Raw genomic sequence first — 19,248 nt, 5'->3', positions numbered from 1 at the left:
GCGGGTTCGCGCTCGCCGCCGCCTTCGCGTCCGAGGTCGGCGACTTCTCGAGGTTCCGCTCCGGCAGGCAGGTGACGGCCTACTTCGGCCTCGCCCCGAAGCAGAGGTCGAGCGCCGACTCCGTGCGACTCGGCGGAATCAGCGGGGCCGGCAACGCGCTCGTCAGGAGGCTGGCGGTCGAGGGGTCCTGGCGCTACGCCCAGGCCGGGCACCAGCCCAAGCTGATGCCCAAGGGCTCCGGAGTCCCGCTCGAGATAAGGATGCACGGGAGGAAGGGGTCCGAGCGCCTGCTCCGGCGACGCGAGGAGATGCTCGAGAGGGGCATGCCCCAGGCGAAGGCGAACGCCGCCACCGCCGCCGAGCTCGTGAGGTGGCTGTGGGCCCTCGGCATGATGTGCCGGGAGTCCGGCGAATAGACATAGCCCCCGTCCCGGCGAGCCGGGCAGCTTTCGGGGATACCCCCGTTCTCGCTGTGCGCGCGGCGGTCGCCGCATTCGCGTCGACAGACTTGGGGAACCCCCGCCGAAGGAGAGGATTGCGGGCCGCCAGAGCGGTATCCGCGGATATGAGACTGAGCCGAAGGCGTCGACGACATGCCGGGGGCGGACCGGGACGGGTTCAACGGCAGGCCCCGCCGACCGATTGCAAGCGGTCGGCGGGGCCATTGTGGCTCTTGACAGCGGATTGGGTCATATGAGCGAGCGGGCCGCATTTGAGACAAGGTGACGTGAAACGAAAGGGCGCTGACCTTCTGGTCGCGCCCTTGAAGTTGAACGTCAGATTGTCCAAATGCGGCCCGCGTAACTAAACCCGCTCCGCGATCTCGTGGATGAGGTAGTCGGTCTTTTCCCAGCCCAGGCACGGATCGGTGATCGACTTGCCAAAGACGCCGCCGTCGACCGGCTGGTTGCCGTCCTCCAGGTAAGACTCGATCATAAAGCCCTTGACCAGCTTGGAGATGGACTCGTTGCGGCGGCAGCTGTCGAGCACTTCCTTGCAAATGCGATACTGCTCCAGCGGACGCTTGCCCGAGTTGTCATGGTTGCAGTCGATGATCGCTGCCGGATTGGCATAGCCGGCATGCTCGGTATAGCGCTCGGCCAGGCGCTCCAGGTGCTCGTAGTGGTAGTTGGGGTAGGTGCGCCCATCGAGACCGATGTAGCCACGCATAACGGCGTGCGCGAGCGGATTGCCGTCGCACTCGACCTCCCAGTTGCGGAAGATGAAGCTCTGGTGCGCCTGCGCGGCGTAAATGGAGTTGAGCATAACGGTGGTAGAGCCGGCAGTGGGATTCTTCATGCCAACGGGTACCGAAATGCCGCTCGACACCAGGCGATGCTCCTGGTTTTCGACCGAGCGTGCGCCCACGGCAACATAGCTCAGCAGGTCGACGAGGTATTGGTAGTTGGACGGATAGAGCATCTCGTCGGCGGTGAAGAAGCCCGTTTCCTCAATAACGCGCAGGTGCATATGGCGGATGGCCTTGACGCCCTCGAGCAGATCGTCGGGAGCCTCGGGGTTGGGGTTGTGCAGCAGGCCCTTGTAGCCGGTGCCCTTGGTGCGCGGCTTGTTGGTGTAGACGCGCGGAATGATGATGAGCTTGTCCTTGACCTCCTCGGCGGTCTTGGCCAGTCGGTTCATGTACTCAAGCACCGAATCCTCGCGGTCGGCAGAGCACGGGCCGATGATGAGCACCTTGCGTGCGTCCTCGCCGGTAAAGACTTTGGCGACCTCGGCGTCAAATGCCTGCTTTTTGGCGGTAAGCTCGGCAGAAAGTGGCATTTCCTCGCGGATCTCCATGGGTATCGGCAGCCTGCGTTTGAATTCCATGGCCATAGGGGTCTCCTCAATCTATAGAAAGAGCAATAAGCGTATTGTCGAATGCTCGGCATTATCCGCTGTCGCACGCTAAAGTGCAACCCCTTGTCACCCCGAAACCTACCAAAAAGGGACAGGTTTATTTTGGTCGGTTTTATCTGGGAAAATGTCGGCACTCGCCGGAAGGGGGTCGGCGTACGGCACGCTGGAGCAAGTTGGATCTTCTGCGGCATACCCCGTGGGCAAAAAATGGCAAATATGAGTACTGTTGCTGGCGTAGTCTCATATCGAGCTTACAAGATAATAGGCATAACAGCAAATATGTTCATTAACGTTGGCACACAGAAGCATGTTAACGGGCGTTTTGATTAATTTGAAGGCGTATAGAAGCCGCAAAGAGGTCATTTGAGGCGGTTTTGGCTGCTACTAAAAATGTAACAGTACTCATATTTGACCTTTTTTGGCCACAGGGTCCGGAAGGGGCTGTCAATCGGGCCCCAAGAGAGCTAATTCGAGTGCCGTGGACGAAAAAACGGGGGCGCAGGTTGTCCTGCGTCCCCGTTCTCGGGCGTTATTCGTTCCCTGCAGCAGAATTTACGCCGCCTCGTCGAATTGCGAGTTATATAGGTCGGCGTAGAAGCCGCCCTGGGCGAGCAACTCGTCGTGCGTGCCCTTCTCGACGATATCGCCGTCGCGAATCACCAAGATCACGTCGGCGTTGCGGATCGTGGACAGGCGGTGTGCGATGACAAAGCTGGTACGGCCCTGCATCAGCGCATCCATGGCGCGCTGAATAAGCTCCTCGGTGCGGGTATCGACGTTGGAAGTCGCCTCGTCCAGAATCAGTGCCGGGCGGTCGGCCAAAATGGCGCGGGCGATGGTCACGAGCTGGCGCTGGCCCTGTGAGAGGTTAGTGCCCTCCTCGTTGATCATAAAGTCGTAACCGCCGGCGAGCGTATGGATAAAGTGGTCGCAGCGTGCGGCGCGTGCGGCGGCCTCGACCTCGGCATCGCTCGCGTCGGGGCGTCCGTAGCGGATGTTCTCGCGGATGGTGCCGTTAAACAGCCAGGTGTCCTGCAGCACCATGGCAAACTCGCCGCGCAGTGCCGCGCGGTCCCAGTCGCGCACATCGACGCCCTCGACACGCAGCGAGCCGCCGTCCACGTCGTAGAAGCGCTGCAGCAGCTTAATGAGCGTGGTCTTGCCGGCGCCGGTGGGGCCGACGATGGCGATGGTCTGGCCGGGCTGCGCCTCGCAGCTAAAGTCGTGGATGATGGTCTTGTCGGGCGTGTAGCCAAACTTGACATGGTCAAACACCACGTGGCCGGGGCGCTTCTCGGGAATCTGCGCGTCGGCCTTCTGCTCCTCCTCGGGCGCGGCCAGGAACTCAAACACGCGCTCGGTGGCGGCGGCCATCGACTGCATCGTGTTGCTCACGTTGCCCAGCTGCTGCACGGGTTGCGTAAAGTTTCGAACGTACTGGATAAAGCTCTGGATGTCGCCGGGCGTGGCATTGCCGGTCAGCGCGAGCTGCGCGCCCACCACGACGACGCCCACGTAGCCCATGTTGCCCACCAAGCTCATAAGCGGCATCATCAGGCCCGACAGGAACTGCGAGCGCCAGCCACTAATAAAGAGACGGTCGTTTTGACGGTCGAACTCTTCAATCGAGGCCTCGGCGCGGTCGAACACCTGAATGACGTTCTGGCCGGCAAAGTCCTCCTCGATAATGCCGTTGACGGCGCCCAGAACCTGCTGTTGCTCGCGGAAGTACGGCTGCGAGAAGTGAATCATCACGGTCAGGATAATCGCGGCGGCCGGCAGCGTGAGCACGGTGACGCCGGTAAGCGGCAGGCTGATCGAAAGCATCATGACGAGCACGCCGATAATCTGCGTGACGGACGTAATAAGCTGTGTCACGCTCTGGTTGAGCGACTGGCCCAGCGTATCGACGTCGTTGGTGATGCGACTGAGCACATCGCCCTTGCTGTGGCCGTTGAAGTAACTCATCGGAACGACAGCGATCTTGGCGGCGATCTCCTTGCGCATGCGATAGCAGATCTTTTGCGTGACGCCGGTCATGAGCCAGCCTTGGATCAGGCTGCAGGCAGAGCTCGCTAGATACAGACAGAGCAAAAAGCCGAGCGTCTTGGCGATCCAGGCAAAGTCGACATCGCCGGTGCCGTTGACCTTGGCGACCAAGCCCTCGAACAGTTTGGTGGTAACCTGGCCGAGCACCTTGGGCCCCACAATGTTAAAGATGACCGAGCACACGGCAAAGGCGACGGCGGTAAACACGGCAATCTTGTGCTGGCCGATATAGCCGAGCAGCTGCCTCATGGTGCCCTTAAAGTCCTTGGCCTTTTCGCCGCGACGCATGCCGCCCATGCGGCCCATGGGACCACGCTGGCGGATGGGCTTGGGAATCTGAGTCTTGGTCTCGTCTGCCATTAGCGCTCGCCTCCTTCCGTGACGGCTGCAATTTCTTCTTGGGTAAGCCCCAGCTCCTCGGCGGAAAGCTGCGACTGTGCGATCTCCAGGTACGCCGGGCAGCTGCGCAGCAGCTCCTCGTGCGTACCGGTGCCCACCACGTGGCCGTCGTCGAGCACGATGATCTGGTCGGCGTGCATGATGGTTGCGATGCGCTGGGCCACGACCACGAGCGCGGCGTCGGTAACGTTTTTGGCAAGCTCTTCGCGCAGGCGCGCGTCGGTCTTGTAGTCGAGGGCACTAAACGAGTCATCGAACACCACAACCTCGGGCTTTTTGGCCAATGCGCGGGCGATGGCCAAGCGCTGGCGCTGACCACCCGAGACATTGGAGCCACCCTGGCTGATGGGGGAGTCGTAGCCGCCCTCGCGCTCGGCGATAAAGTCCTCGGCCTGTGAGATGCGCGCGGCTTGGCGCATGTCATCATCGCTCACCATGTCGCCGGCAAACTTAAGGTTGCTCTCGACAGTGCCCGAGAACAGGCGACCCTGCTGCGGGATGTAACCAATGCGGCGGCGCAGCTCGGAAAGGGTCATGTCGCGCACATCGATGCCGTCGAGCGAAATGCTGCCGCCCGTGACGTCGTACAGGCGCGGAATCAGCTGCACGAGCGTGGACTTGCCCGAGCCCGTGGAGCCAATGATGCCGAGCATCTGGCCGGCGTGCGTGGTGAAGTTCACGCCGCTGATGACGTCGGCGCGGGCATCGGGATACTGGAAGCTCACGTCGTGGAAGGCGAGCTCACCGCGCGGCGCGCTGGCCGCGGGCAGTTTGGGCGAGGCGGGGTCGTTGATGCTCGTGGGGCAAGTGGTGACCTCTTCCACGCGCTCGGCTGCGACCTCGGCGCGGGGCAGGATAACCGAAACCATGGTGAGGATCATAAACGCCATGACGATCTGCATGGTGTAGGAGATAAACGCCATCATGTTGCCGACCTGCATCACGCCGTCGGACACACCCTGCGCGCCAAACCAGACGATAAGCACGGTGATGCAGTTCATGACGAGCATCATGAGCGGCATCATAAAGCTCATGGCGCGGTTGGTGTAGAGCTGAGTGGTCATCAGGTCGAGCGAAGCCTTGTCAAAACGCTCGAGCTCATGCTCCTCGCGGTTGAACGAGCGGATGGGCATAAGGCCGTCGAGCAGCTCGCGGGCGGTAAGGTTCACGCGGTCAACAAAGCCTTGCATCTTTTTGAACTTGGGCATGGTGAGGCCCATAAGCACGCCGACGACGGCCGAGACCGCGATGATGGCAACGGCGATGGTCCACTCCAGGCCGGTATGATTGGCCAGGACGCGCATGACGGCGACGATGCCCATGACGGGGGCCATCAGACACATGCGGATAAACAGAGTTGCGGCCATCTGGATTTGCTGAATGTCGTTGGTGCAGCGGGTGATGAGCGAGGCCTGGCTAAACTTGCCCACCTCGGCCGGCGAGAAGTGCATAACCTTGTTGAAGGTCTCGCGGCGCAGGTCGCGGGCGATGGAGCAGGCGGTGCGCGAAGCCACGGCACCGGTCAGGATGGTGGCGACGAGCGACACGAGGCACAGTCCAAACATCGTGGTCGCCATGCGGCTCAGGTAGGCGTTCTGCACGTCGGCGGGGTCGATGCCCTGCGCCTTGTACTCGTCCTGTACATAGCTCACGGCGCGCTGGGTGACGATGGAGCCCGACATGGAGCCCATTTTGTCCGCCATTTGGTTGGCACCCTCGACGAGCTTGCTTTGGTCTACCAGACCGCCCTCGACACCCAGGCGCAGGCTCTTCATAGTGATTTTGCCGCCGTCGGCATCAATCTGCTTTTGCATGTTCTGCGCCGCTGCGGCCTTCTGCTGCATCTCGGCGAGCTGCTCGGGCGTCATCGCTGCCATTTGCTCGGGGGTTGGCATGGCCTGGGCAGCGTTGTCGTCTTTCTCGCTAGACGAGCCCATCATGTCGCCCATGGAGTTGGCGTCGATGCCCTGGTTGAGCGAAAGGACGACAGTCTCGGGCAGGCTCATAATGTCGGCAATCTTGCCGCCGTCGGCGCGCTCGTCCTCGGTGCCCTTGTACGTGCGAATCCCGTTTTTGTCTGTCTTGCCAAACGCAGCCTCTACCGTCTTGGCGTCTTTGGCGCTCATAAAGAGTTCGAGGTCGTCGAGCGATTCGGCGCGAATGGTGTCGGGCACGGGCGAGGCGATGCCGCCTTGCTGCACGCCCACGTCGACGATGTCGCTCATATAGGTAGGCAGTGCCAGATCGGCGTTGCAGCTGATTACGATAAGTACGATAGCTGCGAACAGTGCCAGGATATGTTTTTTAAAGAGCTTGAGAATCCTCACTCGGCATCTCTCCTTTCTTGATTGCGGTCGATAATTTCGTTGGCACGTCTAAGAAGGCGCACCATCTCTTGGGTATCTGTTTCGCCAAGCTGCTCGAGGAAGGCCGCGGTGCGGTCCTCGAATTCCCGACGTTTGATTTCGATAACCTGGAATCCTTTGTCGGTCACCGTGACGTGTACGCGACGACGGTCGGTCTTTGAGTGCTCGCGCTCGACCCAGCCCTTGGCCTCGAGGGCGCGCAGGATATTGGCGATGCGGGCGCTCGAGACCCAGGCGCGATCAGCGAGTTCGCTCGGCGTGAGCGAGCCGCCGGCGCGCATGAGGGCGCGCATGACGGCCATCTCGCCACCCAGAGCCTGGTCGGCAAAGCGCGAAACGCGCTGGTGCATGCTGCCAAACTCGGTAAAGAGCTGACGCCCAAGCTCATGGAAATCGGTATCTTCCACCGAAAACCCCTAACACTAGAAACTATTTTCGGTGGAAGATGATACCCCCATACGCGGGCCTCATACAGTAGGCAATATTAAGAGCTCATTAAGACTTAAAATCATTCAATTGCTAAAGCGTTTCAAAGAACTATCATGCCCGCGGTTAGGCGAGGGGTTGTCACCACCATGACGACTGGGAGTCATATAATCGCCACGTGCGATGCTCCAACTTCCCGCAAGGAGACACCTTACATAAAGGGGGATGGAGTCATGGCATTTGACTTCACGGGCAAGACCGCGATTGTCACGGGCGGCACTCAGGGCATTGGCCTCGAGATCGCCAAGGGCATCGTCGCGGGCGGCGGACATGTCGCGCTCATCGCAAGGAACGCTGCTAAGGGCGAGGCCGCAGTGGCCGAGCTTGGCGAGGGCAACAAGTTCTATCAGCTCGATGTCGCCGATGCGCCCAAGGCGCGCGAGACCGTCGAGCAGATTTTTACGGACCTGCCGCAAACCAACATCTTGATTAACTGCGCTGGCGTCATCAGCACCAAGAAGTTCGACGAGATCGATGACACCGAGTGGCGCCGCACTATCGATATCAACCTCAACGGTACCTTCACTATGATGAACGCCGTGTACCCGCACTTTAAGGCGGCGCATGCCGGCACTATCGTCAACGTAAGCTCTGTTGCTGGTAAGATCGGCGGCGGCCTGCTCGGCACCGCGGCCTACGCGAGCTCCAAGGCCGGTGTCAATGGCCTTACCAAGGCAGTCGCCAAGGAAGGCGGCAAGTTTGGCGTTCGCTGCAACGCCGTGTGCCCGTCGCTCACGTTGACCGATATGACCTCGATTCTCTCTGACGAGAACTCTCAGCGCATCATCAACGGTATTCCTCTGGGCCGCGCCGCCCAGGCCAGCGAGCCTGCGCAGATGGTGCTGTTCTTCGCTTCCGACCTCGCCAGCTTCGTGAACGGCGAGATTGGTGACTGCGACGGCGGCATCGTCCTGGACGGGTAATACCCCGCGGTGATCGTTTGGCGGCGACCCTGGCGACTCGGGGTTGTCGCCTTCTTTCTGACATAGGCGCGTGCGGCTACGATTCGCATGCATCCAAAGGAGATATATATGAGTGAATCGACTGCGGTGGAGGCGCCGGCGGCAAAGGAGCCGTTCTTTAAGATGTCCTCCATCCCGGGCGCCAATATCTTGGTGCCGCTTCTGTTGGGCTGCCTGCTCAACACGCTATTCCCCGACCTGTTTAAAACGCTCGGTAGCTTTACGCTTGGCATGACCCAGCAGGGTGCAGGCCCGCTCGTTGGCGCCTTTTTGCTCATCGTCGGTACGACGATTTCGTTTAAGAGTGCTCCCGCCGCCGCTGCACGCGGCGCCATCATCATCGCTGTCAAGCAGATCGTGGTCGTTGCCGTGTCGCTGCTCATCCTTTATGTGTTCAACGACAACCTGTTTGGCATCTCTGCCATGGTGATGCTGGCGGCTTGCACCGGCGCCAACAACGCTATGTACGCTGGTCTGATGGGCACCATGGGCAATGAGGCCGAGCGTGGCGCCGTCGCCATCACCACGCTCGTTGTCGGCCCTCCGGTCACGATGATTGTCCTTGGCGCCGCCGGTCAGGCTCCGATTGGCTGGTCGCTCGTGGGCGCCATCCTGCCGATCGTCGTCGGCATTATTCTAGGTAACCTGTTCCCCAGCTTTAAGAAGATGATGGCCCCGGCGCTTTCCGCTATCATCGTGCTCGTCTTCTTTGCCATGGGCTCGACCATGACCTTTGGCCAGCTCATTAATGGCGGTCTCCCCGGTATTTTGCTCGGCGTGATCTGCTCGGTGGTCTTTGCAATTCCCGTTATCGCGGTCGATAAGCTCACGGGCGGTACGGGTGTCGCAGGTGCGGCCATTTCGAGCTGCGCCGGAGCCAATGTGGCCACGCCTGCTGCCATGGCAAGCGTCAACGGGGCCATGTACGGCGGCGCGGTGCTCGCGACGGCCACGGCACAGGTTGCTGCCTGCGCAATCGTGACGGCTATTTTGACCCCGCTGGTCACCAGCTGGTGCTACAAGCATTTTGAGGGCCAGGGCAACGGCAATAGCAAGGCAACGACCGACAAGGCCGCCGCAGCCGCCTAATGCCAAGCGGCAATCAAAGCTAAAAACTAGCTACGCCACAGGGCGGCCACGGGGGATCCCGTGGCCGCCCTGCAGTTTCTGCAGGGTCTCTGAGACACTTTACCCTGCTAAAGCTGGCATAACAGCTAGAGCGAACGTCGTACAAAGGCAAGGAAAAATAACATACAAATCGGTGAACGGTAGTTGTTCGCGCTCGCATTTCCTGCGGGTTTGTAAAAAACGCCCTTATGATATAAAAAAAGAAACATATAACAGCCCAGATGGAGAGGGTCGCTATGTTATCCTTCTCAGACGGGTGAAATCTTGGGTTTTGGGTTGTAGTTCCAAGGTGGACAAACGTTTTCTCTGCACCAGCGTGTGGTGAAGAACGGAAGAAGCTGGTAGTGCAAGCCGAACATTCAAGAATTCAATAAGCAGCGGTGTGAGAGAGCGCCGCATTACACGTAACTAGGAGCGTGGTTACACAATGCAGGAGGCATGGGAAGGCTTCAAGGAAGGCATTTGGACGGGAGAGGTTGACGTCCGAGACTTCATCCAGAAGAACTACACCCCCTACGAGGGCGACGAGTCGTTCCTCGTCGGTCCGACCGAGCGTACCAAGGAGCTGTGGGGCGAGGTTCTCGACCTGCTGCTTAAGGAGCGCGAACAGGGCGGTGTCCTCGATATGGACACCAAGATCGTCACGGGTATCGTGAGCCACCCCGCTGGCTACATCGATAACGCCCACCGCGAGAAGGAGACTATCGTCGGCCTCCAGACCGACAAGCCGCTCAAGCGCGCGCTGCACGTCAACGGTGGTATCCGCATCGCTTGCCAGGCTGCCAGCCAGCACGGCTACAAGGTCGACGAGAACGTTGTCGAGCGCTACACCTTCGAGCGTAAGACCCACAACGCTGGCGTCTTCGATGTTTACACTCCCGAGATGCGTGCTTGCCGCTCGGCTCACATCATCACCGGTCTGCCCGATGGCTATGGCCGCGGCCGCATCATCGGCGACTACCGTCGTGTTGCCCTGTACGGCGTCGACTACCTGATCAAGGACAAGGAGGCCCAGAAGGCTTCCACCCCGACGGTCATGACCGCCGACAACATCCGCGATCGTGAGGAGCTGCAGGAGCAGATCCGCGCCCTCGGCGAGCTCAAGATGATGGCCGAGACCTATGGTTTCGACATTTCCAACCCTGCTACCAACACGCAGGAGGCCATCCAGTGGATGTACTTCGCCTACCTTGCTGCCGTCAAGGAGCAGAACGGCGCTGCCATGTCCATCGGCCGTACCTCTACGTTCATCGACATCTACGCTGAGCGCGACCTTGCCAACGGTACCTTCACCGAGGAGCAGATCCAGGAGTTCGTGGATCACTTCATCATGAAGCTTCGCATGGTCAAGTTTGCCCGTACCCCTGAGTACCAGGCCCTGTTCACCGGCGACCCGCAGTGGGTCACCGAGTCCATCGGCGGCATGGGTGTCGACGGCCGTACGCTCGTTACCAAGATGAGCTACCGCTACCTGCACACGCTCGAGAACATGGGCACCAGCCCCGAGCCCAACATGACCGTTCTGTGGTCGACCCGTCTGCCCGAGAACTTCAAGAAGTTCTGCGCCAAGACTTCTGTCGCCAGCTCCTCGATCCAGTACGAGAACGACGACCTCATGCGCGTCTATCATGGCGACGACTACGGCATCGCCTGCTGCGTGTCCTCCATGCGCATCGGCAAGGAGATGCAGTTCTTCGGCGCTCGCGCCAACCTGGCCAAGTGCCTGCTGTACGCACTCAACGGCGGTGTTGACGAGGTCTCCAAGAAGCAGGTCGGCCCCAAGTATCGCGCCGTCGAGGGCGATACGCTCGATTACGACGACGTTGTGGCCAAGTACAACGACATGATGAAGTGGCTCGCTGGCGTGTACGTCAACTCGCTGAACATCATTCACTACATGCACGACAAGTACTGCTACGAGCGCATCCAGATGGCTCTGCACGACAAGCACGTGCACCGCTGGTTCGCTACGGGCATCGCTGGCCTTTCCGTCGTGGCTGACTCCCTGTCCGCCATCAAGTACGCCAAGGTCCACCCCGTCCGTGATGAGAACGGCATCATCGTCGACTTCGAGACCGAGGGTGAGTTCCCCAAGTACGGTAACGACGACGACCGCGTTGACCAGATCGCTCACGACGTTGTGCACCAGTTCATGGAGTACATCCGCATGAACGACACCTACCGCAACTCCGTGCCCACGACCTCGGTTCTGACCATTACCTCCAACGTCGTGTACGGTAAGAAGACCGGCTCCACGCCCGACGGCCGCAAGGCTGGCCAGCCGTTCGCCCCGGGTGCTAACCCCATGCACAAGCGCGATAGCCACGGCGCCATCGCTTCGCTGTCTTCGGTTTCCAAGCTCCCGTTCCGCGATGCTCAGGACGGCATCTCCAACACCTTCTCCATCATCCCGAGTGCGCTCGGCAAGGAGGACCAGGTGTTCTTTGGCGATATCGACCTTGATCAGCTGGGCGAGTAACTATTGTTAGTGCTATACTAACAATAACGATTACTGATTAGCGCGCCGGTTTCGGCCGGCGCCTATTAATCGAAGGAGACACATTATGAAGGTTTCTGAAGTTTCCGAGACCCAGGCCGATAACCTGGTCCACATGCTCGACGCTTACGCCGAGAAGGGTGGCCACCACCTGAACATCAACGTCTTCAACCGTGAGACGCTGCTCGACGCTCAGGCTCACCCCGAGAAGTACCCGCAGCTGACCATCCGCGTTTCCGGCTATGCCGTGAACTTCCACACGCTCACCAAGGAGCAGCAGGACGAGGTCATTTCGCGTACCTTCCACGACAAGTTCTAAAGGGACTCAACTCCCACCGGAGACCCGGGGCTGTTTGGGCTACCTCCCAAAACGTCCTCGGACATGCAAAGAGGCTCGCTGCGCACTTCGTGCGGCGAGCCTCTTTGCGTCCTGCGGAATGTTTTGAGAGGTAGCCCAAACAGCCCCGGCGGGGGTCCTGTGTAGTCACCCTTTAGGCGGAACTCTCCTAATTATTTGGATGAGTCGTTTACTTACTTGTACTGTTACCGTCTTCCCGCTCTTGTTGGGGTATGCTTTGTTCGTATGTAAACGTATGACATGTTGATGGGGGAGGGTGCTATGGCTCGCGAGAGTGCTCGTTCTAAGGATACGGCTAAGCCTTGCATCAAGGAAGTTGCGGCGGTGGCGGGGGTTTCGCCTACTACGGTATCTCGTGTGCTTAATAATCGTGGCTATATTAGCCAAGAGACCCGCGATAAGGTCCATGCCGCGATGAAGCGCATCAACTATACGCCCAACGATATCGCTCGTGCCATGCTCAACGGTCGCCTGAATCTTATCGGTATGATCGTCCCCTATGTCAGCAGTCCGTTTCATGCCCAAGTGGTTCAAGTCATTGAGCATACCCTGGCCGAAAACGGTTTTAAGATGCTGCTGTGCAATAGCGCCAATCGACCCGAGCTTGAGCGCTCTTATATCGACATGCTTCGACGCAATATGGTTGATGGCGTCATCGTCAACTCGCTTAATATCGGTGCCGAGGCGTATGCCGAGATGGGCTTGAGTCTGGTTGGTATCGACTGCGACCTTGGCGAGGCCTCTGTTCAGATTGCGAGCGACAGCTATGGCATCGGCGAACTTGCTACGCGTCGTCTCATCGATGACGGGTGTTCGCGCATCTTGTGCCTGCGCAACAATAGCCGCATGCGCATGCCTGCCAATAAGCGTACCGATGCCTACCACGATGTTGTGGAGCAGGCCGGTTTGCCCGCGCTTGTCCGTGAGGTCGGGTTCGTTAAGTCCGATGACGAAAAGAGTGCGGTCGTTGCGAAGATCCTCGATGAGAACCCCGATATTGACGGCATCTTTGCGGGAGACGACACGATGGCGGCTATCTGTCTTAACGTGATGAAGCAGCGCGGCTTGAGCGCTCCGGACGATATTAAGGTCGTGGGCGCGGATGGCGCCCGCCGCACTATGACGTTTATGCCTGACTTAACAACCGTTCGTCAAGATATCGATCGCATCGGAGAGCTCGCGGCGCAATCCATCATCGCTCTTGTTAACGGTGAAAAGCCCGAATCGAATACCAAGCTCCCCGTTGAACTCATTGAGGGCAAAACCGCGTAGTTCATCCCGTGCCAAAAGAATTCCTCAAACGCCTCTGATGACCGTTCGCCGGCATATGTCAATCGTTTGCCGACGACTGGAACTGCGAAAAGACGTATTGGTGTGAAAACGTTTGACATATGAAAACGATTGACATATCTTGCAGTTGTACCGAGTTAGTATCACGTGGGAAGGAAGTCTCGGATGCACAAGGTGTATTACCAGCCTGAGGGAATTTGGGTGGGCGACATCATGCCGTACGGCGAGGACGGCACGTTCTATCTCTATCATCAGCGTGACACGCGAAACCCCGGACCTTTCGGAGAGCCGTTTGGCTGGGCACTCGCGACAACCAAGGACTTCGTCAATTACAAAGACTTTGGCGAGAGCCTTGAGCGTGGCGGCGACGAGGAAGTCGACCAGTATGTTTATGCCGGCACGGTGTTTAAGGTGGGCGACAAGTACCATGCGCTCTACACTGGTTGCAATCGCGATAAGGTCAAGGCACGCTTGATGAAGCAGGTTCTTCTTCACGCAACGAGTGACGACGCCGTCAAGTGGGAGAAGAACATCGCCGAGACGCTGCTTCCGCCCCAGGAGGGTTACGATGACCGCAACTGGCGCGATCCCTTTGTGCTTTGGGATGAGGAGAACGAAGAGTACATGCTCATCCTCGGCACGCGCGTGGGCGAGGACAAGCGTCTGATGACCGGGCGTCTGGTCAAGTTCACCTCCAAGGACCTGGATACCTGGGAGTTCCAGGGCGACTGGTGGAATCCGGGCCTTTACACCATGTTCGAGATGCCTGATCTCTTTAAGATGGGCGACTGGTGGTATCTGGTGTTCTCCGAGTACAGTGATGGCAACAAGACCCGTTACCGCATGTCTCGCTCCATCAACGGTCCTTGGATCACTCCTGCTGACGATTCATTCGATGGCCGCGCGTACTATGCCGCGCGTACCGCATTTGATGGCGAGCGCCGCGTTCTCTTTGGTTGGGTTCCTACGCGTGACGAGGGTGGCGATCCCAGCTCTTACCTGTGGGGTGGCACCTTTATGCCTCTCGAGATCGTTCAGCGTGCCGACGGAACGCTCGGCACCAAGCTCCCTGACAGCATGCTTGGCGCCTTTGGCGAGGCTAAGGCAGTCGAGGCCTTTGAGCTTTCCTGCGAGTCGGGCAAGGTCGAGCAGGTGCTCGCCGCGGATGCCGGTTCCACCTATATGCTCGATGCCGACATCGAGCTCGCCGGAGACGCTGCCGGCTTCTCGGTGAAGCTTGCCGAGGACGCCGAGTCCGGTCTTGCCTATGAGTTCCGCGCCAACCTGCGTGAGGGCAAGCTCGAGTTTACGGCGGCCCCCCAGTATCCGTGGTTCCAGGTCAACAACATGGGCCTCGAGCGTCCGTTGTTCTTTAAGGGCGAGGGCACTCATCATGTGCGCCTGGTCGTTGACGACGATATCGCGACCATCTTTGTCGATGATGTTGCGCTCAACGCTCGCTTCTGCAATAAGCAGGGCCAGGGTGTGGCACTGACGGTCACCGACGGTACGCTCAAGTGCGCAAATGCAACGATCGCGTCTCTGTAATGGCATCAAAACGTTTTATGATTTCGTAAGGGAATGGAGAGGAACATGGACTACAAAGTAGTGTCTCAGCAAGTCGTCGATAACGTCGGCGGTCTGGAGAACATCGAGGGCGCCACGCATTGCGTTACGCGTCTGCGTCTGGTGCTCAAGGATACGAGCAAGTACAACAAGGCCGAGCTCGAGAACATCGATGGCGTCAAGGGCGTGCTGTACAACAGCGGCCAGCTCATGATCATCTTCGGTACCGGTACCGTCAACAAGGTCTACGATGAGTTTATGGCTCTGACGGGCGTTAAGGAGATCAGCGCTTCCGAGGTCAAGGGCGCCGAGGCGGACAAGAAGGGCAAGTTCTTCTCGGTCCTCAAGGTATTCTCGGATATCTTTATCCCCATCATTCCCGCTTTCGTCGGCGCTGCTATCATCATCGGCCTTAAGTCGCTGATCGTTGCCAACGGCCTCTTTGGCATGGAGGGCAGCCTTGCCGACCACAGCGAGTTCCTCAAGAACCTCGCAAGCTTCTTTGCCATTATCGCCACCACGTTTGACTACCTGCCTGTCCTGGTTATGTACAGCGCGGTGAAGCGTTTTGGCGGTAACCCGATTCTGGGCATCCTCGTCGGTATCGTCATGGTTCACCCGAGCCTTATGAACCGCAACACGTTCGTTATGGATCCGACGGGTGCTGAGTACTGGAACTTTGGTCCGCTCTCCATTCCCATGGTTGCTTTCCAGGGCGGCGTGTTCCCTGCAATCCTGACTGCCTGGTTTATGGCCAAGGTCGAAAAGATTGCCCAGAAGTACATCCCCGAGGTCGTTTCGTTCGTCTTTGTCCCGACCGTTACCCTGATTCTTGCTAACGTCGCCCTGTTCACCGTGTTCGGCCCGCTCGGCAACCTGATCGGCGACGTCCTCGCCGGTGTAATCGATATCCTGTACAACAGGATGGGCGTCTTCGGTGCCTTTGTCTTTGCCGCATTCCTGCAGCCGCTCGTCGTTACCGGTACGCATCAGTTCATCCAGGGTATCGAGGCAAACCTCGTCGCCACGACTGGCTTCAACTACATCCAGGCCATCTGGTCGGTTTCCATCATCGCCCAGGGCGGCGGCGCCATCGGCATGTACCTCATTCACAAGAAGCATTCCAAAGAGCGCAACATCTGCATGTCGTCCTTTATCCCGACGCTGGTCGGTATCTCCGAGCCCGCAATCTTTGCTGCAAACATGCGCTACTCGATCATCCCGTTCATCTGCGCTTGCATCGGTGCAGGCTGCGGCGGTGCCTTCGTGAAGCTCTTTGAGGTGCGCGCCATCGGTCAGGGTCTGACCGGCGTGCTTGGCCTGCTCATCGTCACGCCCGAGACGCTCGTGTGGTATGTGGCTGGCAATCTCATCGCCTTTATCGTGCCGATCGTCTTGATCTTTGCCTACAACAAGGCAAAGGGCGTGCCGACCACTGATGAAGAGGGCGCTGGTGCTGGCTTCGATGTCAGCTTCTAGTTGAGCCGTTCAGCGTAATCTGAGGATAAGTCCATTTGGGGAAGGGCGTTCGGCTCGTGTGAGTCGAGCGTCCTTCCCCATAGACGAGAAAGTCAACGGCGATGTTTAATCAAAAAAATAAGGTGACACGCGCGGACTATGAGCAGTGGCGTGCCGGACAGGATGAGACGGCGGGTCGCATCGCGTCCGACCCCGATAGGCTCCTGTTCCATGTGGAGCCTGAGCTTGGCTGGCTCAACGACCCCAACGGTTTGGTGCAGATCGGTGATACGTATCACATCTATCACCAATACGATCCATTCGATGCTGCGCATGGCGGTCCAGTGCTTTGGAATCATCTGACAACAAAGGATTTTGTGACGTACGAGAATCGCGGCCCTGTGCTGTTCCCCGATTCCGATTTGGATTCGAGCGGAGCGTATTCTGGTTCTGCCTTTGTACACGACGGCAAGATTCACTACTTCTATACCGGCAACGTCAAGCATTTTGACCGCGATGATTACGACTACGTGTTGACGGGCCGTGAGCAAAACCAGATTCATGTGGTTGCCGAGAACCCCGACGAATTGGGCGAGAAGCGCATAACTGTTGGGCCGGTCGATTACCCCGACGATATCGGTACGCACGTGCGTGATCCCAAAATCCTTGAACACGATGGTATCTACTACATGGTTCTGGGCGCTCGTACGAAAGACGACCGCGGCTGCGTGCTTGTCTATACCTCGAGCGATCTAGAGGACTGGAGCTATGCGACGCGCATTGAGTTGGGCGAGAAGTTTGGCTTTATGTGGGAGTGCCCCGATCTGTTTGAGCTCGATGGTGAGCTTATTCTCGTTTGCTGTCCGCAGGGTGTGTCCGCCGATGGATGGCGTTACCGCAATCCGCACCAGTGCGTGTGGTTTCCCATCGAGGCCGATTGGGAGGCGCCGAGTTTTAAGATCGCCGGGCAGGGCATGCCCCCGATGGTCGATGCCGGCTTTGATTTCTACGCACCGCAGTCTTTTGAGGATGCTGCGGGTCGGCGTTTGATGATCGGGTGGTCGGGTTGCCCCGATGCGACGGCAAAAAGCCCGACGGTGGCACGCGGGTGGCAGTGCGCGTTGACGGTGCCGAGAGAACTGAGCATGCGCGATGGTAAGCTCTGTCAGCAGCCGGTGCACGAGATTGAGAGGATGCGCGGCGACTGCGTTTGCGCGACAGGCGGTGAAACCGTTGAGGAGCCGGGCCGCCTGTTTGATCTTGTGGTTTCCTGTGAGGGCGCCCAGGTGATCGAGCTCGAAATCCGCAAGGGTGTCTTTGTGCGCTATGCAGACGGGATGCTTACCCTCGACATGGGTGACGAAGGCTATGGGCGCGACCAGAGGTCGATCGAGCTCAGCGAGCTTCGCGACCTGCGCGTGCTTTCGGACACTACGATGGTCGAGATTTTTGCAAATGGCGGCGAGGCAGCACTTACGAGCCGGACCTATTCGCCGGCGGTTCCGGCGATGGAGCTGCACGCCGAGGGTGCGGTATCGATGAATTTCTACCGCCTCGTGCATTAACCGTGCATGGAGTACGATTGGACTTGCTGGGCGGAATGTGTCGCAGTTACCGCGGCCAGCTACCGTTTATCGCGTATAGCGACCGTTTGCGGAATAAGTAACACTCCTTAATAAACCGTGTAGAATCTCAGGATGCACGGAGTTTTCCAGGGAGACGCTGTCCTTTGTTGTGTGCAAGGGGCGGCGTCTCTTTGGCGCTTGGACGCTGTTGTGCAACAGTGCGGCGGCGCGTGCCATGTATTGAAAAGCCAATGTTGAGATGGGTCGTGATAAGAATGGGCAAATACGTAATCGTGGTTGAATCTGGTTCGGATGTGACGCCGGAGCTCTGCGAGCGCTACGGCATCGTGCGCGTGCCCATGCATGTCACGATTGGTGACGAGACCGTCGAGGACGGCTCGATCGATCCGCTTGAGATTTACTCACGCTGCAACGAGTTTGGTGTGATGCCCAAGACCAGCGGCTGTGCGCCGGCAGATTTTGCGCACGTATATGACCGTATCCATGCCGAGCAGCCCGATGCGACCATTCTGCATCTTGCGTACTCCGAGGCCACGACCTGCTCGCATCAATCATCGAAGATCGCCGCCAAGGGTCGCGACTACGTCTACTCCATGGACACGCGCTTTGTCTCGGTGGGGCAGTCGCTCGTTGTCGTCGAGACCGCCAAATACATCGAGACTCACCCCAATGCCACCGTCGACGAGATCTTCGCCTTCGCGAACTCCGTCATGGACCGCGTGCTGCTGGGCTTTGTTCCTACGGACCTTGCCTTCCTTAAGGCGGGCGGTCGCTTGTCCAACGTCGCGTTCCTGGGCGCCCATCTGCTCAAGATTAAGCCCTGCATTGAGGTGACGGGCGGTAAGTTCGTGGCGACCAAGAAGTTCCGCGGTTCTATGCTCAAGTGCGCCCGCGCCTTCATTGACCACATGGTTGCGAAGGGCGAGATTGACTACTCGCACATTGGCCTGGCGTATTCGGTGGGCCTTTCCCAGGAGCTGCGCGATGACATGGAAGTCTATGCGCATGACCTGGGCTTTAAGGACGTTACCTGGACTCAAGTCGGCGGCGTCATCTCGAGCCATTGCGGCCCGACCGCCTTCGGTGCGGTGCTCACGCTTAAGGCGTAAAGGCCGCAGGCGAGCGTTCTTCAGCCTGACATCTCGACGTAGACCCCAGCCATGGTGATGGGGGATAGATTAAAACGTGCCGTTCTAGTCTGAGACGTTTAAACGCAAACGCATGGGCTAGAATGGCTCTGGCA

At 58.8% G+C, this 19,248-nt stretch carries 14 protein-coding genes; 10 read left to right on the top strand and 4 right to left on the bottom strand.

The window, feature by feature from the left end; all coding sequences use genetic code 11:
- Positions 1 to 416, top strand: a 416-nt coding sequence (locus ABG996_RS06635) for a transposase (RefSeq protein ID WP_347483970.1), incomplete at its 5' end; no start/stop codon positions are given.
- Positions 417 to 804: 388 nt separating this feature from the next.
- On the opposite strand, the gene ABG996_RS06630 is transcribed toward ABG996_RS06635, so the two are convergent.
- From ABG996_RS06630 to ABG996_RS06615, 4 genes are all read right to left on the bottom strand, one after another.
- A complete protein-coding gene (locus tag ABG996_RS06630) occupies positions 805 to 1,836 on the bottom strand; it encodes a 3-deoxy-7-phosphoheptulonate synthase (RefSeq protein ID WP_347479009.1) in 1,032 nt (343 codons plus the stop codon).
- Between the two features lie 576 nt (positions 1,837 to 2,412).
- Positions 2,413 to 4,269 carry an ABC transporter ATP-binding protein gene (locus ABG996_RS06625; protein ID WP_347479010.1) on the bottom strand — a complete coding sequence of 619 codons (1,857 nt, stop codon included), beginning with the start codon at positions 4,267 to 4,269 and terminating at the stop codon, positions 2,413 to 2,415.
- On the bottom strand, positions 4,269 to 6,635 hold the full coding sequence (locus ABG996_RS06620; RefSeq protein ID WP_347479011.1) for an ABC transporter ATP-binding protein: 2,367 nt from the start codon (positions 6,633 to 6,635) through the stop codon (positions 4,269 to 4,271). The genes ABG996_RS06625 and ABG996_RS06620 overlap by 1 nt, the downstream gene beginning before the upstream one ends.
- On the bottom strand, positions 6,632 to 7,081 hold the full coding sequence (locus tag ABG996_RS06615) for a MarR family winged helix-turn-helix transcriptional regulator (RefSeq protein ID WP_050766108.1): 450 nt from the start codon (positions 7,079 to 7,081) through the stop codon (positions 6,632 to 6,634). Before ABG996_RS06615 ends, ABG996_RS06620 begins: the two co-directional genes overlap by 4 nt.
- Positions 7,082 to 7,333: 252 nt before the next feature.
- Here ABG996_RS06615 and ABG996_RS06610 point away from each other — a divergent pair, with 252 nt between their 5' ends.
- The 9 genes from ABG996_RS06610 (at position 7,334) to ABG996_RS06570 (ending at position 19,114) form a co-directional block, all read left to right on the top strand.
- Positions 7,334 to 8,083, top strand: coding sequence for an SDR family NAD(P)-dependent oxidoreductase (locus tag ABG996_RS06610; RefSeq protein WP_006234857.1), 750 nt, complete (start codon positions 7,334 to 7,336; stop codon positions 8,081 to 8,083).
- 108 nt (positions 8,084 to 8,191) lie between these two features.
- The gene (locus ABG996_RS06605) at positions 8,192 to 9,211 is read left to right on the top strand and encodes a 2-keto-3-deoxygluconate permease (protein ID WP_271761292.1); all 1,020 of its coding nucleotides are present in this window, start codon (positions 8,192 to 8,194) and stop codon (positions 9,209 to 9,211) included.
- A 466-nt stretch (positions 9,212 to 9,677) separates the two neighbouring features.
- Complete coding sequence (pflB, locus tag ABG996_RS06600) at positions 9,678 to 11,729, top strand: formate C-acetyltransferase (protein ID WP_006234859.1); 2,052 nt, start codon at positions 9,678 to 9,680, stop codon at positions 11,727 to 11,729.
- A gap of 85 nt (positions 11,730 to 11,814) precedes the next feature.
- On the top strand, positions 11,815 to 12,066 hold the full coding sequence (gene grcA3, locus ABG996_RS06595; RefSeq protein WP_117583521.1) for an autonomous glycyl radical cofactor GrcA3: 252 nt from the start codon (positions 11,815 to 11,817) through the stop codon (positions 12,064 to 12,066).
- A gap of 300 nt (positions 12,067 to 12,366) precedes the next feature.
- On the top strand, positions 12,367 to 13,377 hold the full coding sequence (locus tag ABG996_RS06590) for a LacI family DNA-binding transcriptional regulator (RefSeq protein ID WP_347479015.1): 1,011 nt from the start codon (positions 12,367 to 12,369) through the stop codon (positions 13,375 to 13,377).
- A 183-nt stretch (positions 13,378 to 13,560) separates the two neighbouring features.
- A complete protein-coding gene (locus tag ABG996_RS06585) occupies positions 13,561 to 14,943 on the top strand; it encodes a family 43 glycosylhydrolase (RefSeq protein WP_117743236.1) in 1,383 nt (460 codons plus the stop codon).
- A gap of 45 nt (positions 14,944 to 14,988) precedes the next feature.
- Entirely contained in the window at positions 14,989 to 16,440 is a 1,452-nt protein-coding gene (locus ABG996_RS06580) for a PTS transporter subunit EIIC (RefSeq protein ID WP_040358954.1), read from the top strand.
- A 101-nt stretch (positions 16,441 to 16,541) separates the two neighbouring features.
- Complete coding sequence (locus tag ABG996_RS06575; RefSeq protein WP_347479017.1) at positions 16,542 to 17,984, top strand: glycoside hydrolase family 32 protein; 1,443 nt, start codon at positions 16,542 to 16,544, stop codon at positions 17,982 to 17,984.
- A 275-nt stretch (positions 17,985 to 18,259) separates the two neighbouring features.
- Positions 18,260 to 19,114, top strand: coding sequence for a DegV family protein (locus tag ABG996_RS06570; RefSeq protein WP_226812423.1), 855 nt, complete (start codon positions 18,260 to 18,262; stop codon positions 19,112 to 19,114).
- Positions 19,115 to 19,248 lie beyond the last annotated feature (134 nt).

This window comes from Collinsella aerofaciens, from assembly GCF_039836695.1.
GTDB classification, from domain to species: Bacteria; Actinomycetota; Coriobacteriia; order Coriobacteriales; family Coriobacteriaceae; genus Collinsella; species Collinsella aerofaciens_BD.
The sequence above is the reverse complement of the archived record's forward strand: the minus strand, read 5'-3'. Positions and strand labels throughout refer to the sequence as shown.

Coding starts and splice junctions, on each gene's coding strand:
- ABG996_RS06575 (WP_347479017.1), top strand. CDS start 16,542: ATGTTTAATCAAAAAAATAAGGTGACACGCGCGGACTATGAGCAGTGG.
- ABG996_RS06580 (WP_040358954.1), top strand. CDS start 14,989: ATGGACTACAAAGTAGTGTCTCAGCAAGTCGTCGATAACGTCGGCGGT.
- ABG996_RS06610 (WP_006234857.1), top strand. CDS start 7,334: ATGGCATTTGACTTCACGGGCAAGACCGCGATTGTCACGGGCGGCACT.
- ABG996_RS06585 (WP_117743236.1), top strand. CDS start 13,561: ATGCACAAGGTGTATTACCAGCCTGAGGGAATTTGGGTGGGCGACATC.
- ABG996_RS06590 (WP_347479015.1), top strand. CDS start 12,367: ATGGCTCGCGAGAGTGCTCGTTCTAAGGATACGGCTAAGCCTTGCATC.
- ABG996_RS06630 (WP_347479009.1), bottom strand. CDS start 1,836: ATGGCCATGGAATTCAAACGCAGGCTGCCGATACCCATGGAGATCCGC.
- grcA3 (WP_117583521.1), top strand. CDS start 11,815: ATGAAGGTTTCTGAAGTTTCCGAGACCCAGGCCGATAACCTGGTCCAC.
- ABG996_RS06625 (WP_347479010.1), bottom strand. CDS start 4,269: ATGGCAGACGAGACCAAGACTCAGATTCCCAAGCCCATCCGCCAGCGT.
- pflB (WP_006234859.1), top strand. CDS start 9,678: ATGCAGGAGGCATGGGAAGGCTTCAAGGAAGGCATTTGGACGGGAGAG.
- ABG996_RS06570 (WP_226812423.1), top strand. CDS start 18,260: ATGGGCAAATACGTAATCGTGGTTGAATCTGGTTCGGATGTGACGCCG.
- ABG996_RS06605 (WP_271761292.1), top strand. CDS start 8,192: ATGAGTGAATCGACTGCGGTGGAGGCGCCGGCGGCAAAGGAGCCGTTC.